Annotated in this window: 12 protein-coding genes; 7 read left to right on the top strand and 5 right to left on the bottom strand. The window is 64.4% G+C overall.

Annotation, left to right across the window (positions count from 1 at the left end; translation table 11 throughout):
* Nucleotides 1–63 precede the first annotated feature (63 nt).
* Both EVC45_RS24875 and EVC45_RS24870 read left to right on the top strand, forming a co-directional pair.
* Complete coding sequence (locus tag EVC45_RS24875; RefSeq protein WP_129960888.1) at nucleotides 64–858, top strand: NAD(P)-dependent oxidoreductase; 795 nt, start codon at nucleotides 64–66, stop codon at nucleotides 856–858.
* A 45-nt stretch (nucleotides 859–903) separates the two neighbouring features.
* Nucleotides 904–2,202, top strand: coding sequence for an MFS transporter (locus EVC45_RS24870; protein ID WP_129960887.1), 1,299 nt, complete (start codon nucleotides 904–906; stop codon nucleotides 2,200–2,202).
* A gap of 322 nt (nucleotides 2,203–2,524) precedes the next feature.
* On the opposite strand, the gene EVC45_RS24865 is transcribed toward EVC45_RS24870, so the two are convergent.
* Nucleotides 2,525–3,439 (bottom strand): 2-hydroxy-3-oxopropionate reductase, encoded by a 915-nt coding sequence (locus EVC45_RS24865; RefSeq protein ID WP_129960886.1) that lies wholly within the window; start codon nucleotides 3,437–3,439, stop codon nucleotides 2,525–2,527.
* 11 nt (nucleotides 3,440–3,450) lie between these two features.
* Nucleotides 3,451–4,251: a 2-dehydro-3-deoxyglucarate aldolase gene (gene garL / locus EVC45_RS24860; RefSeq protein ID WP_129960928.1), complete on the bottom strand. Its 801-nt coding sequence runs from the start codon at nucleotides 4,249–4,251 to the stop codon at nucleotides 3,451–3,453.
* 239 nt (nucleotides 4,252–4,490) lie between these two features.
* Between garL and EVC45_RS24855 the strand changes: the two genes are divergently transcribed.
* Nucleotides 4,491–6,074, top strand: a complete 1,584-nt coding sequence (locus EVC45_RS24855; protein ID WP_129960885.1) for an aldehyde dehydrogenase (NADP(+)) — start codon at nucleotides 4,491–4,493, stop codon at nucleotides 6,072–6,074.
* A 141-nt stretch (nucleotides 6,075–6,215) separates the two neighbouring features.
* Here EVC45_RS24855 and EVC45_RS24850 read toward each other — a convergent pair whose 3' ends face one another.
* The 3 genes from EVC45_RS24850 to kdgD form a co-directional block, all read right to left on the bottom strand.
* On the bottom strand, nucleotides 6,216–6,959 hold the full coding sequence (locus EVC45_RS24850) for a FadR/GntR family transcriptional regulator (RefSeq protein WP_129960884.1): 744 nt from the start codon (nucleotides 6,957–6,959) through the stop codon (nucleotides 6,216–6,218).
* A gap of 224 nt (nucleotides 6,960–7,183) precedes the next feature.
* Nucleotides 7,184–8,542: an MFS transporter gene (locus tag EVC45_RS24845; RefSeq protein ID WP_129960883.1), complete on the bottom strand. Its 1,359-nt coding sequence runs from the start codon at nucleotides 8,540–8,542 to the stop codon at nucleotides 7,184–7,186.
* Nucleotides 8,543–8,732: 190 nt separating this feature from the next.
* Nucleotides 8,733–9,650, bottom strand: a complete 918-nt coding sequence (kdgD, locus tag EVC45_RS24840) for a 5-dehydro-4-deoxyglucarate dehydratase (RefSeq protein ID WP_129960882.1) — start codon at nucleotides 9,648–9,650, stop codon at nucleotides 8,733–8,735.
* A gap of 255 nt (nucleotides 9,651–9,905) precedes the next feature.
* Here kdgD and garD point away from each other — a divergent pair, with 255 nt between their 5' ends.
* The 4 genes from garD to EVC45_RS24820 all read left to right on the top strand — a co-directional run bounded on the left by garD (nucleotide 9,906) and on the right by EVC45_RS24820 (nucleotide 14,974).
* Entirely contained in the window at nucleotides 9,906–11,489 is a 1,584-nt protein-coding gene (gene garD, locus EVC45_RS24835) for a galactarate dehydratase (RefSeq protein ID WP_129960881.1), read from the top strand.
* A gap of 100 nt (nucleotides 11,490–11,589) precedes the next feature.
* Entirely contained in the window at nucleotides 11,590–12,441 is an 852-nt protein-coding gene (locus tag EVC45_RS24830; protein ID WP_129960880.1) for an NAD(P)-dependent oxidoreductase, read from the top strand.
* Nucleotides 12,441–13,370, top strand: a complete 930-nt coding sequence (locus EVC45_RS24825; RefSeq protein WP_129960879.1) for an SMP-30/gluconolactonase/LRE family protein — start codon at nucleotides 12,441–12,443, stop codon at nucleotides 13,368–13,370. The genes EVC45_RS24830 and EVC45_RS24825 overlap by 1 nt, the downstream gene beginning before the upstream one ends.
* A 611-nt stretch (nucleotides 13,371–13,981) precedes the next feature.
* Entirely contained in the window at nucleotides 13,982–14,974 is a 993-nt protein-coding gene (locus EVC45_RS24820; RefSeq protein WP_129960878.1) for a TRAP transporter substrate-binding protein, read from the top strand.
* Nucleotides 14,975–15,099: the final 125 nt, after the last annotated feature.

Here is a 15,099-nt window from a genome sequence, read left to right as displayed (position 1 = left end):
CGCTCAAACCCTCTGTCTGTCCTTTGTAGACCTCGCGCGCGGCGCAGTAAAAGGAACCCCTTTATGAAGAAGATTGCCCTGAGTGGCGCCGGCGGCCAGCTCGGCTCCGTGGTACGTGCTGAATTCGTCGCGCGCGGCGTGCCGTTGCGCTCGGCCGCGGGCTCCAAGGTGCTGACGCCGCTCGTCGACGGTGAAGACGTGATGAACGGCGACCTGCGCGATCCGGCGGTCGTCGACCGTCTGCTGAATGGCGTGGACGTGCTGATCCACTTCGCCGGCACGAGCGTCGAGCGTCCGCTGCCCGAGATCATCGAGAACAACCTGCGCGGCCTCGTCGAAGTCTACGAAGGCGCGCGCCGCAACGGCGTGAAGCGCATCGTGTTCGCGAGCTCGAACCACGCGATCGGCATGTATCCGGTCACCGAGCATCTGAGCCTTGACTGCGAACTGCGCCCGGACGGCTTCTACGGCCTGTCGAAGGTGTGGGGCGAAGCGCTCGCTCGCATGTACTGGGACAAGCACGGCATCGAGAGCGTGTGCGTGCGTATCGGCAGCTGCCTCGAGCGTCCGACCGAGCAGCGCCACCTGAGCACCTGGTTCGGCCACAAGGACCTGTTCCATTTCCTCGATCGCTGCATCGAAGCGCAAGACGTCGGCTTCCTGACCATCTGGGGTGTGTCGGCCAATACGCGCAGCTGGTGGGACAACAGCGGCGCGGCGCGTCTCGGCTACGAGCCGAAGCAGAACGCCGAGGACTACGCCGAAGACATCCTGTCGCGCCCGAATCCGCTCGATGAACTGTGCCAGCGCTACCAGGGCGGTAGCTTCGTCGGCATCGACTATTCGCGCAAGGCTTAAGTCCCGGTCGATTCGACGGGCAATGCATCACGAGGAGAAGTGGCAATGAAGATCAAGGGTATTCGCTGGTGGATGGTCGCGCTGGTCGCGGCCGGCCTGATCATCAACTACCTGGCGCGCAACACGTTGTCGGTCGCGGCACCGACGATGATGAAGGAGCTCAACATCACGACCGAGCAGTACTCGCACGTGGTCGTGGCGTGGCAGCTCTGCTATGCGTTCATGCAGCCGGTCGCCGGTTTCGTGCTAGACACGATCGGCACCAAGATCGGCTTCGCGGTGTTCGCGCTGGCGTGGTCGGTGGCTTGTGCGGCGGCTGCATGGGCGACGGGCTGGCGCAGCCTCGCGGTGTTCCGCGGTATCCTCGGTCTCGCCGAATCGGCCGGTATTCCGGCCGGCGTGAAGGCGACGAGCGAATGGTTCCCCGCGAAGGAGCGTTCGGTTGCGATCGGCTGGTTCAACATCGGCTCTTCGATCGGCGCGCTGCTGGCACCGCCGCTCGTCGTGTGGGCGCTGTTTCACGGCAAGTGGCAACTCGCGTTCGTGATCGTCGGCGTCGCGGGCATCGTGTGGAGCGTGCTGTGGATGCTCATCTACAAGCATCCGCGCAACCAGAAGCTGCTCGGCAATGACGAGCGCGACTACATTCTGAGCGGCCAGGAAGCGAAGCATCACGACGACATCAACACGCCGAAGCGCAGCTGGCGCGCGATGCTGGTGAGCCGCGATTTCTGGGCGATCGGTATTCCGCGAATTCTGTCCGAACCGGCCTGGCAAACGTTCAACGCGTGGATTCCGCTGTACATGATGACCGAGCGTCACATGAACCTGAAGGAAGTCGCGATGTTCGCGTGGATGCCGTTCCTCGCCGCCGATATCGGCTGCGTGCTCGGTGGTTATCTGAGCCCGCTGTTCCACAAGTACGCGAAGGTATCGCTGTTCACGTCGCGGAAGATGGTGTTCGTGGTCGGTGCGCTGTTCATGATCGGGCCGGCGTGTATCGGTCTCGTCGAGAGCCCGTACATGGCGGTGGCGCTGCTGTGCGTCGGCGGCTTCGCGCACCAGACGCTGTCGGGCGCGCTGTACGCGATCACGTCGGATATGTTCGGCAAACACGAAGTCGCGACCGCGACGGGTATGGGCGGCATGGCCGGCTATCTGGGTGCCGCGGCGTTCACCGCGCTGTTCGGTGTGCTCGTCACGCAGATCGGCTATAGCCCGCTGTTCGTCGTGCTGGCGGTGTTCGACCTGATTGCCGCGGTCGTGGTCTGCCTGATGGCCAGGAGCTCGGAGAAGATGCCGGATCCGATCTGGGCGGCGCCGGATGCGGCGGCTGCGAAGTAAAACGCGTTATGGGTCGGCTCGGGTGGGTTTGACCGGCAGTTGAAGTGGGAAGAGGCGGTGCCTGAAATGGGCGCCGCCTCTTTTTTGTTGGGCGGGGTGTTGGTTCAGTGGCTCGGTGGATCCGTAGCTCCGTAGCGCAAGTTCAACGTGCGATATCCCCAGCAGTCCAGACTATTGTCGCGAGAACGCCATGCGCTCGACGCGCCGCGCGCAATGCCCAGTACAACGCCGCACGCACACGCAAAAACGCCGCTGCGTCCACTCCATCGACAACCCGGAGCAAACGCAGCGGCGTAACTTCGAGCCGCGTGCGATCGTACGCTTACGCGGTCTTCTGACCGATCTCGTGATTCGCGAGCACTTCGAGCGCGCGCACCATCGCCGAGTGATCCCACGCCTTGCCGCCGTGCGCGACGCACGCGTTGAACAGCGCCTGACAGGTGGCGGTGTTCGGCAGCGACACGCCGAGCGCCTGCGCGGTCGACAGCGCGAGGTTCAGGTCCTTCTGGTGCAGTTCGATGCGGAAACCCGGATCGAACGTGCGCTTGGTCATGCGCTCGCCGTGCACTTCGAGAATGCGCGACGACGCGAAGCCGCCCATCAGCGCCTCACGCACGCGCGCCGCATCGACACCGGCCTTCGACGCGAGCAGCAGCGCTTCGCCGACTGCCTCGATGGTCGCCGCGACGATCACCTGGTTGGCGACCTTGCACACCTGACCCGCGCCGACCGCGCCGATCAGCGTGACGTTCTTGCCCATCATGTCGAACAACGGCTTGACGCTGTCGAACGTGGCCTGTTCGCCGCCGACCATGATCGTCAGCGAGCCGGCCTTCGCGCCGACTTCGCCGCCCGATACCGGCGCGTCGAGATAATCGGCGCCGGTTTCGCGCACGCGCGCCGCGAAGTCGCGGGTCGCCATCGGCGAGATCGAGCTCATGTCGACGACGGTCTGGCCGGCGCGCAGCGCGCTCGCGAGGCCGTTTTCGCCGAACAGCACGCGTTCGACGTCCGGCGTGTCCGGCACCATGACGAAGATCACGTCCGCGTGCGCGGCGACCGCGGCGGGGTTCTCGCATGCGACGGCGCCGGCCTGCGTGAGTTCGGCGGGCACGCCGCTACGCGTGAAGGCGGCGAGCGACACGCCGTTTTTCAGAAGGTTGGCGGCCATGGGCTTGCCCATGATGCCGAGTCCGATAAAGCCTGCTTTTTGCATGGAATGCTCCGAAAGTGTCATGGCGGCCGCGTTCAAGCCTCGCCCGCCGGTTTCTGCATGAAGTGTTTCTGCGCCGCCTGCGCGGCGCCCTTGAGCAGCCCCATATCCGCGCAGACGGCGACGACGCGCGCGCCCATCGACAGATAACGTTCCGCGTCGGCCTGCACCGGCGCGAGAATGCCGCTCGCCTTGCCGGCCGCCTGCGCGCGCTCGAACACATGCGCGATCGCCTGCTGCACGTCAGGATGGTTCGCATTGCCGAGGTGGCCATACGACGCCGCCAGGTCGGACGGGCCGATGAAGACCGCGTCGATCCCGTCCACCGCGAGGATGCTGTCGATCGCCTCGACCGCCTTGCGGCTTTCGATCTGCGGGATTACGCAGACGTTGTCGTTGGCGAGCGCGAAGTAGTCGGGCACGGTGCCATAGCGGTTGCCGCGATGGCCGACCGACACGCCGCGGATGCCCTGCGGCGGGTAGCGCGTCGACGCCACCGCGCGGGCGGCGTCGTCGGCGCTGTCGACGAAGGGCACGAGGAAGTTCGAGAAGCCGCTGTCGAGAAAACGCTTGATCACGACGCTGTCGTTGGCCGGTGGTCGGACGACAGGTGCGCTGCCGCTGTCCTTGAGCGCCATCAATTGCGGGATCAGCGTGAGCACGTCGTTGGGCGCGTGTTCGGCGTCCAGCAGCATCCAGTCGAAGCCGACCGTGCCCAGCAGTTCAGTGGCGATCGGGCTGGCGAGCGAAGCCCAACAGCCGATCTGGGTTTTTCCCTCGCGCACCGCGCGTCGGAAGCGGTTGGGCAGGGATTCGTAAGGCGTGACGGCGGGCATGCGGTGTCTCCTCGAACTGCGATGGATCGGGATAAAGGCTTCGACGACTGTCAAAAACCACGCGGAACGCAAGGTTATAAGTCGTCGTATGACTAACCGCAGATTAGCATCGTGGACCTCCGTTGTAACGGGCGAGTAAACCCGAATATCCCTGTCCAACAAGCGTTTCGGGTTGCATGGAGCCCCCGCAATGTTGTAGGATGACCTATATCTTAAGCCTTCATTCAAGGAAAGCCAAAATGCCTATTACCGGTGAAATGCTGATCGGTCGCAAAGCAGTGCGCGGCGAAGAAAAACCGCTGCGCGCGTTCAATCCTGCCACGGGTTCCGAGATTGCCGAGCCGGTGTTCGGCAGCGGCACTGTCGCAAACGTCGAGCAGGCCTGTACGCTCGCGCAGCAAGCGTTCGACGCCTATCGTCAACTGCCGCTCGCCGTGCGTGCCGAGTTTCTGGATCGTATCGCGGACGGCATCACCGCGCTCGGCGACGAGCTGATCGAACGTGCGATGGCTGAATCGGGTCTGCCGAAGGCGCGTCTGGAAGGCGAGCGCGGCCGCACCACCGGCCAGCTGAAGCTGTTCGCGCAAACCGTGCGCGCGGGTCAGTGGCTCAACGCAACGCTCGATTCGCCGCTGCCGGATCGCAAGCCGCTGCCGCGCTCGGATCTGCGCATGCAGAAGATCGCGCTCGGCCCGGTCGCGGTGTTCGGCGCGAGCAACTTCCCGCTCGCGTTCTCGGTCGCCGGTGGCGACACCGCTGCGGCGCTGGCCGCAGGCTGCCCGGTCGTCGTGAAGGCGCACCGCGCGCACCTCGGCACGTCGGAGCTGGTCGGTCGCGTGATCCAGCGCGTCGCGCAGGAAATGGATCTGCCCGAAGGCGTGTTCTCGATGATCGTCGGCGCGGGTAACTCGGTCGGCGAGGCGCTGGTTGCGCACCCGGCCATCAAGGCGGTCGGCTTCACCGGTTCGCGCGCGGGCGGCACGTCGCTGATGCGCGTCGCGGCGGCACGTCCGGAACCGATCCCGGTTTACGCCGAAATGAGCAGCATCAACCCGGTGTTCCTGATGCCGAACGCCCTCACGGCGCGCGGCGACAGCATCGCGCGCGGTTTCGTCGACTCGCTCGTGCTCGGCGCGGGCCAGTTCTGCACGAACCCGGGCCTCGCCATCGCGATCGACAGCGACGCGCTGAAGGGCTTCGTCGCGACGGCATCGGAAGCGCTCGCGGCAAAGCCGGCGCAGACCATGCTGACCTCGGGCATCCACGCCGCGTATGAGGACGGTGAAGGCAAGCTGGCCGCGACGAAGGGCGTCGAAGTCGTGGCACGCGGCGTCGCCGCGACCGGCCCGACTCAGGCTTGCGCAGCGCTGTTCGTGACCGACGCGCAGACGTTCCTCGCGAACCCGGTGCTCGAAGACGAAGTGTTCGGCCCGGCGTCGACGATCATTCGCTGCAAGGACGAGCAGGAAATGCTGAAGGTTGCCGAGCACTTCGCCGGCCAGCTGACCGCGACGCTGCAGATGGACAGCGCCGACGTGGCGGGCGCGAAGAAGCTCGTGACGATTCTCGAGCGCAAGGCCGGCCGGATTCTGGTCAACGGCTTCCCGACCGGCGTCGAAGTGTGCCACGCGATGGTTCACGGCGGCCCGTTCCCGGCAACGTCGGATAGCCGCGCGACCTCGGTCGGCACGACGTCGATCGACCGCTTCCTGCGTCCGGTGTGCTATCAGGACTTCCCGGCCGAGCTGCTGCCGCAGACGCTGGCCGACGGCAACCCGCTGGAACTGTGGCGTCGTCGCGATGGCGAACTCACGCGCGGTTGATCACGTGACGGCGTCGTGAACGGATGCGCGCCGGGCCGCTCGGCCGGGTGCGCATCGAACGGAAGGGCGCACGCAATCGCAAGATAAAAAAATGGCCGGGAGATTCCCGGCCATTTTTTTCGCCCGCGTGCTTCGCGAAAATCAGCTGTTCGCTTCGCTCACTTCGTTGGCGCGACGCAGCCGCTCGCGGCTATTCGACAGATGCATGCGCATCGCCGCGCGCGCGCCTTCGGCGTCGTGCCGGCTGATCGCCTCGAGGATGCTTTCATGCTCGAGATTCACGAGCGACAGATACGCATCGGGATCGGCGCGCGCGATGCCCGCCGAGTCGAGCCGGTTGCGCGGAATCAGCGCGCTGCCCATCTGCGACAGGATGTCGACGAAATAGCGGTTGCCGGTTGCGCGCGCGACCGAGATGTGGAACTGCAGGTCGGCGTCCACGCTGTCGAGCCCGTTGTGGCGCGTGGCTTCGATCGCGTCGAGCGCGGCACGCATGCGCGCGAGGTCGTCCGGTTTTGCGCGTTGCGCGGCGAGACCGGCGCATTCGGTTTCGAGGCTGATGCGCAGCTCAAGAATGGACAGCACGTCGCGCAGCGTGGTGGCGGGCACCATGTCGATGCCGAGCTTTTCGCGCTGCGGCTCGAGCACGAAGCTGCCGATGCCGTGCCGCGTCTCGATGATCTTGCCTGCCTGCAGGCGGGAGATCGCCTCGCGGATCACCGTGCGGCTCACGCTGAGCGTGTTCATCAACTGGGATTCGGTCGGGAGCTTGTCGCCCGGCTTCAACACGTTGGCCGAGATCTGCTCGGTGACGTAGTTGACGACGAACTCGGCAAGATTGCGAGCGCGTCGTGGCGGTGCCGCGGATGCTAGTGGTGTAGCCATCGAAAACGCTCCTTGTTTGAAAGATCGCTGGAAATCCTGCATTTTTATTATATCGTCGTCTGACGACTGATTATATAAGCGCCGGATCGATTTCGGCGCAAATGTCACATAGATCGGCGGCTGCCCGAAGTTTGGCGCCTCGGTGCGCATGGATCGCGCGAGGCGCCGGGCGTCCGCCGGCCGGAAGTACGATAACCGGAACGATAGCTGAGCCTATAACGGGCTCAAGCCGGGCGCAACTCGACGCGCCGGATGTCCTTGACGATCACCAGGTAGCTGATCACCGTCAGCAGCGCGTTCGCGCCGACGAACACCAGCGCGCCATTGAATGAGCCCGAGCGCGCGACCAGATAACCGATCACGATCGGCGTCACGATGCCGGCGATGTTGCCGAACATGTTGAAGATCGCGCCGGACAGGCCGAGCGCTTCCTTCGGCGACGTGTCGGCAACGACGGCCCAGCCGAGCGCGCCGATGCCTTTGCCGAAGAACGCGAGCGACATCAGCGCGACGACGATCCAGTCGGTCGACACGTAGTTGCAGCCGATGATGCAGGTCGACAGCAGCATGCCGCCGACGATCGGCACCTTGCGCGCGACGGTCAGCGAACAGCCGCGGCGGATCAGCCCGTCCGACAGCACGCCGCCGAGCACCCCGCCGAGGAAACCGCAGATCGCCGGCAGCGAGGCCACGAGGCCCGCCTGCAGGATCGTCATGCCGCGCGCCTGCACGAGGTAGATCGGAAACCAGGTCAGGAAGAAGTAGGTCAGCACGTTGATGCAGTACTGCGCGAGATAGACGCCGAGCAGCATGCGGTTGCCGAGCAGTTGACGCACCAGCGTCCAGCCGCCGGCCTTCGACACGTCGTCCGGACGCGTCTTGCTCGCACCGCTGACGAGGCCGCCGCCTTGCTCGATGTACTCGAGTTCGGCGCGCGACACGCGCGGGTGGTCGGCGGGATTCTTCATGACCTTCAGCCACGTGAGCGCGAGCAGCAGCCCGACCGCGCCCATTACGACGTAGACCATTTCCCAGCCGAACGCGTGGGTGATCCATGCCATCAGCGGCGTGAACACGACGGCGGCAAAGTATTGCGCGGCGTTGAAGATCGCCGACGCGGTGCCGCGCTCGTTGGTCGGGAACCAGCTCGCGACGACCTTCGCGTTCGCCGGGAACGCCGGCGACTCGGCCGCGCCCATCACGAAGCGCAGGACGAACAGCGCGGAGATCGCCGCACCGGCGCTGCCGAGCAGACCGACCGAGCTTTGCAGCAGCGTGAACAGCGACCAGGAGAAGATGCTCGCCGCGTACACGCGACGCGCGCCGAAACGGTCGAGCAGCCAACCGGCCGGCAGTTGCGACAGTACGTAAGCCCAGCTGAACGCGGAAAAGATGTAGCCCATGCGGATCGCGTCGAGACTGAACGCGGTGCGCATCGCGGAACCGGTGACGGACAGCGTCGCACGGTCGGCATAGTTGAGGGTGGTGATCAGAAAGATCAGCGCCAGGATCCCGTAGCGGACCTTGGTGCGTGCCGCGCTAGAGGCGGCGTCGGTGGAACTGGCCGTGCGGCTCATGTCCATGGGTCATCTCCTGTATTGTCGGGCGAGGTGTGGTCTCTACGCCGGGCGGTCCGCGGACCACTTGCCTGTCATGCAAATGCACGAACGCCCGGCGACGTTGCCGTGCCGGGCGTTCGCAACGGGGCCGTCTATGCGGCCCTCGTCGATGAGGCTCGCGAGCTTCTTCGCTCGAAGCCCCGACGCCGGTGCCTTACTGCGGTCCGAGCTTCTTGATGAGCGCGTCGAGCTGTTCCATTTCTTCCGGAGTCAGATCGGTCAGCGGTGCGCGCACCGGACCTGCGTCGTGGCCGACCAGCTTCGCGCCAGCCTTGACGATGCTGACCGCGTAGCCTGCGCGGCGGTTGCGGATCTTCAGGTACGGCAGGAAGAACTCGTCGATCAGCTTGCCGACCGTTGCGTGGTCGTCAGCGGCGATCGCGCGGTAGAAGTCCATCGCGGTCTTCGGAATGAAGTTGAACACCGCCGACGAGTACACCGGCACGCCCAGCGCCTTGTAGGCGGCAGCGTAGACTTCCGCGGTCGGCAGGCCGCCGAGGTACGAGAAACGGTCGCCCAGGCGGCGGCGGATCGTCACCATGTTTTCGATCTCGCCCACGCCGTCCTTGAAGCCGATCAGGTTCGGGCAACGGTCGGCCAGACGCTCGAGCATGTCGGCGTTAAGCTTGGAGTTCGCGCGGTTGTAAATGATCACGCCCATGCCCGGAACGGCCTTGCAGACCTCTTCGGCGTGGTCGGCGATACCGTCCTGGCTTGCTTCGGTCAGGTAGTGCGGCATCAGCAGGATGCCGTGCGCGCCGAGGCGCTGCGCTTCTTTCGCGTAGGCGATCGCCACGCGGGTCGGGCCGCCGGCGCCGGCGAGGATCGGTACCTTGCCCTTGCACACTTCGACCGCGGTCTTGACGACTTGCGTGTAGTCGTCTTGCGTCAGCGAGAAGAATTCGCCCGTGCCGCCGGCGACGAACAGCGCCGAAGCGCCGTACGGAGCGAGCCATTCGAGGCGCTCTGCGTAAGTGTCGGCGCGGAAGTCGCCTTTAGCGTCGAAGTCGGTGACGGGGAAGGACAGGAGGCCTTCCGAAACGATCTGCTTGAGTTCCTGCGGTGTCGTCATGATCAAATATCCAGGCGTCGGATTGGGTCGTTAGTCGGATCCAACCAGTACAACGGACGTCGTACTAGTAGAAAATCTTTGAAATCCAGATTTCTTATACGTCATCGTACAACAACAAATCCCGTAACTCAACGGGGTTTTCGCGGCATAATTCATCCTATAGGGTAAATACGGAACATCTGCGCAAACTTTCATGTTGTAGGATGACGTATGATTGCTGGCGAAGCAGGCTCATCACGCCTTAAGGATCGATCAATGGAACAAACTCCGCTCTACATCCGCGTTCATCCCAATGACAATGTCGCGATCGTCGTCAACGACGGCGGTCTGGGCGAGGGCGCGGTGTTCGCCGATGGCCTCAGGCTGCGCGAGCGTGTGCCGCAGGGCCACAAGGTCGCGCTGGCCGATCTCGCCGAGGGCGACGAGGTCGTCCGCTACAACGTCGTGATCGGTTATGCGCTGAAGCCGCTGCCGAAAGGCAGCTGGATCAACGAGCACGTGATCCGCATGCCGAGCCCGCCGGGACTCGAGGACCTGCCGATCGCCACGACCAGGGCGCCGGAGATGGCGCCGCTCGAAGGCTATACGTTCGAGGGCTACCGCAACTCGGACGGCTCGGTGGGCACGCGCAACATCCTCGCGATCACGACCACCGTGCAGTGCGTCGCCGATGTCGTGCAGCACGCGGTTACCCGCATCAAGGCCGAACTGCTGCCGAAGTATCCGAACGTCGACGATGTCGTCAGCCTCGGTCACACCTACGGCTGTGGCGTCGCGATCGACGCGCCCGACGCGATGGTGCCGATCCGCACTGTGCGCAACATCGCGCTGAATCCGAACTTCGGCGGCGAAGTGATGATGGTGAGCCTCGGCTGCGAGAAGCTGCAGCCCGAGCGTCTGATGCCGCCTGGCACGATCCCGATCGCCGCGGCCGTCGACGACGTCGCGGACATCGGCGATGTCGCGCTGGACCAGAACGGCGACGTCGTGGTGTTGCAGGACGAATCGCACGTCGGCTTCCAGTCGATGATCACGTCGATCATGAAGATGGCCGAAGGGCATCTGAAGCGGCTAAACAACCGCCGTCGCGAAACCTGTCCGGCGTCGGATCTGGTGATCGGCGTGCAGTGCGGCGGCAGCGACGCGTTCTCTGGCCTGACCGCGAACCCGGCCGTCGGTTTCGCGACCGACCTGCTGGTGCGCGCCGGCGCGACCGTGATGTTCTCGGAAGTCACCGAAGTGCGCGACGGCGTCGATCAGCTGACCGCGCGCGCGGCCAACGCGGACGTCGCGCAGGCGATCATCCGCGAGATGCAGTGGTACGACGATTACCTGAAGCGCGGCGGCGCGGACCGCAGTGCGAACACGACGCCCGGCAACAAGAAGGGCGGCCTGTCGAACATCGTCGAAAAGGCGATGGGCTCGATCATCAAGTCGGGCAATTCGGCGATCTCCGGCGTGCTGTCGCCGGGCGAGAAGGTCAATCAGAAGGGCCTGATCTACGCGGCGACGCCGGCCAGCGACTTCATCTGCGGCACGCTGCAGGTCGCCTCGGGCATCACGCTGCACGTGTTCACGACCGGCCGCGGCACCCCGTACAGCCTCGCCGAAGTGCCGGTCATCAAGGTCGCGACGCGTTCGGACCTCGCGCGTCGCTGGCACGATCTGATGGACATCAACGCCGGCACGATCGCGACCGGCCAGTCCAGCATCGAGGAGGTGGGCTGGGAACTGTTCCGCCTGATGCTCGAAGTCGCGAGCGGCCGCCAGCAAACCTGCGCGGAAAAGCTCGGACTGCATAACGCGTTGACGCTGTTCAACCCGGCGCCGGTGACCTGATCAGGCACCTTGGCCCGTCAAATCTCAGGCGAGCGCCGGTCCAGCCGGCGCTCGCCTTTCTGTTCAGAAGACCCGATCGCAATCACAACAGCAAAGAGACATGACCGATTTGAACGTTGACCGCTCCGCGGCAAAGAAACCCTTCCGCCGTCTGCTGCTCACCGGCGCCGCGGGCAACCTCGGCAAGCAACTGCGTCCCGCGCTCGCGCAATGGGCCGACATCGTGCGCGTGTCCGATATCGCGTCGCTCGGCGAACTCGCCGCGCACGAGGAAGCGGCCGTCGTCAATCTCGCCGATGAGGCGGCCGTGCATGCGCTGCTCGAAGGCGTGGACGCGGTGGTGCATCTCGGTGGCATTTCCGTCGAAGCGCCGTTCGAGGACCTGCTCGAAGCGAACATCCGCGGCCTGTACAACCTGTACTCGGCCGCTCAGAAGCAGGGCGTGAAGCGCATCATCTACGCGAGCTCGAATCATGCGGTGGGTTTCCATCCGGTGACGTCGGTTGTCGATACCGAAGCGCCGCTGCGTCCGGACGGCCTGTACGGCGTGACGAAGTGCTTCGGCGAGTCGCTGTCGCGCTACTACTTCGACCGCTTCGGCCTCGAAACCGTCTGTCTGCGGATCGGCTCGTCGTTCGAGCAGCCGAAGACCGCGCGCATGCTCGTCACGTATCTGAGCTACCGCGATTTCATCGAACTCGTGCGCTGTTCGCTGTTTACCAACCGCGTTGGCCACGCGATCGTCTATGGCGTGTCGAACAACCGCATCTCGTGGGTCGACAACACGAACGCCGCGTTCCTCGGCTACCGTCCGCAAGACAGCTCGGCGCAGTTCGAGCACCTGTTCCCGCCGAGCGCTCCCGACACGCGCTTCGACGACCCGACCCAGTTGTACCAGGGCGGCCCGTTCGTGCTCGCCGGTCCGATGGAGCCGAAGCGGGAGCCCAAATAATGAGCGCGAATCCGCAAGTGGAGCGCTTCGAAGCTGCCGGTCCGTTGCCCGCCGCCACCGGTGAAAGCCCGGTCTGGCGCGCGGCCGAGCAGGCGCTGTACTGGGTCGACATTCCGGCGAAGAAGATCGTGCGCGGCTCGCTCGAGACGGGCACGCGCACTGAATGGCTGCTGCCGGAGCAGGTCGCCTGTATCGCGTTCGATCGCGCCGGTACGGTGCTCGCCGGCTGCGAGACCGGGTTGTTCGCGGTTACGCTCGCGGACGCTTCGCAAGCGTCGGGCGGCGAGCCGCTGACGGCGTCGCTGCGCAAGCTCGCGGCGCCTGAATTCCCGCACGGCGGCATGCGTTTCAACGACGGCCGCTGCGACCGGCAAGGGCGCTTCTGGGCCGGCACGATGGTCATGGACATGGCGGCGGCGATTCCCGGCGGCGCGTTATATCGCTTCGACGTGAAGGGCGTGCTGTCCGCGCCGGTCGTCGATGCGCTGATCACGCAGAACGGACTCGGCTGGTCACCGGACGGCACCACGATGTATCTGTCCGACTCGCATCCGCTGCGCCGGCTGATCTGGGCGTTCGACTACGACGTCGATATCGGCGAGCCGCGCAACCGCCGCGTGTTTGCCGATCTGCATCGCTATTCGGGCCGTCCGGACGGCGCGGCGGTCGATGCCGACGGCTGCTACTGGATCTGCGCGAACGACGCCGGTTTGCTGCTGCGTTTTACGCCGCAGGGCAAGCTCGACCGGCAAATTCCGGTGCCGGCCATCAAGCCGGCCATGTGCGCGTTCGGTGGCCGCGATCTCGATACGTTGTTCGTTACGTCGATTCGCCCGGCCAACGGCGCGACCGAGCACGACGGCCACGTGTTCGCGCTGCGGCCCGGCGTGAGCGGGCTGCCTGAGCCCGAATTCGCGGGGCAACTGTAACCTTGTTTACATCAAGCATGCGCCGGGATGAAGTTTTTCTCCCGGCGTTTTCTTTTTTTGGCCTCATCCGTATGGCCCTTTATTCGTCACTCGTCGTACAACTTGTGGCGTGAAGACCACGATCCGCCGTGTTTCTTCAGCAAAAAAACAACAGCTCTGGAGACCCTCCCGATTCCGTCCCCAGCCAATGCCAGACGGCGCGGGGACTTGGCGGCATGCCGCGCCGGTCATACGTACCGGCGTTGTTCCTGATGCGGGTAAATACCGTCTGTACAAGTTAAAACCCCTTTTATAGACTTCGTATGTCGTCGTACAACATATAAGCCCAAACAAATGGCTTTCTGTGTTCGTGTGGCAGTGCAATACGGTGGGTTTCAGTTCAGTAGTTCGGCTGTGGTTGATGCCGCATGCATGTCTGAAGCCGGCCGGCGTAATTGAAGTAAGTAGTCGAGTTGTCGACTGGAGTGCTGGGTTACCTGTGCCGGGGAGTTGCACAGCCAGTACGGCCAGCGCCCGCACCTGCGAAGGGAGTGAGCGCGAAGCCGGAGACGCGTCAAAACCATGTCACATCCGCTATTGACGGGATGGTCTTTTTTTCAAGGAATGTCACGATGAACAAGAAGTTTGCCTCTTCCCGTGTTTCGATGATCGTCGCGGCCGCGGCGTTGGCGTTCAGCACGATGTCGGCTGAAGCGCGCGTGTTCCGCTCCGCGGACGTGCACGGCGATACCTTCCCGACCAACATGGCCGTGAAGTTCATGGGTGAGGAGATCAACAAGGCGACCAACGGCAAGGACTCGATCAAGGTCTTCGGCAACAGCGCACTCGGTTCCGAAAACGACACGCTCGACCAGATCCGCATCGGCGCGCTCGACATGGGGCGTATCAACGGTGCCGCGTTCAACGAGATCGTGCCGGAATCGATGATCCCGTCGCTGCCGTTCCTGTTCCGCGACATCGACCATTTCCGCAAGGTCATGTACGGTCCGGAAGGCCAGAAGATTCTCGACGCGTTTGCCGCGAAGGGCATCATCGCCCTGACGTTCTACGAGAGCGGCGCACGCTCGATGTACGCAAAGAAGGCGATCAAGTCGCCGGCTGACATGAAGGGCCTGAAGGTTCGCGTGCAGCCGTCGGATCTGATGGTCGACGAAATCAAGGCAATGGGCGGCACGCCGACCCCGATGCCGTTCTCGGAAGTCTACACGGGCCTGAAGACCGGCCTCGTCGACGGCGCCGAAAACAACCTGCCGTCGTACGATGAAACCAAGCACTTTGAAGTCGCAACGGTCTACTCGGAAACCCAGCATTCGATGACGCCGGAGGTGCTGGTGTTCTCGAAGAAGGTGTGGGACACGCTGTCGCCGCAAGAGCAGCAGATCCTCAAGAAGGCCGCGGCTGACTCGGTGCCGTACTACCAGAAGCTGTGGACCGCGCGCGAAGCCGACGCGGCGAAGGCCGTCACCCAGGGGGGCGCAACGATCGTCCCGGCTGCGCAGATCGACCGTGCGGCTTTCGTGAAGGCGATGCAGCCTGTGTGGGCGAAGTACGAAAAGACCCCGCAGATGAAGCAGATCGTCGACGAGATCGAAGCAATCAAGTAAGTCTCGCGTCCCGGACGCAATCAGCAATAGCAACGTTTGGCGCAGCAGCGGCGTGAATGGTCCCGCGAGGAAACTCGCGAGACCTTCCGCCGCGCGATGTCGCACGCGTGCGGATCGCGTCGCAA

The organism is Paraburkholderia sp. UYCP14C (assembly GCF_004197395.1).
GTDB lineage: Bacteria > Pseudomonadota > Gammaproteobacteria > Burkholderiales > Burkholderiaceae > Paraburkholderia.
The sequence above is the reverse complement of the archived record's forward strand: the minus strand, read 5'-3'. Positions and strand labels throughout refer to the sequence as shown.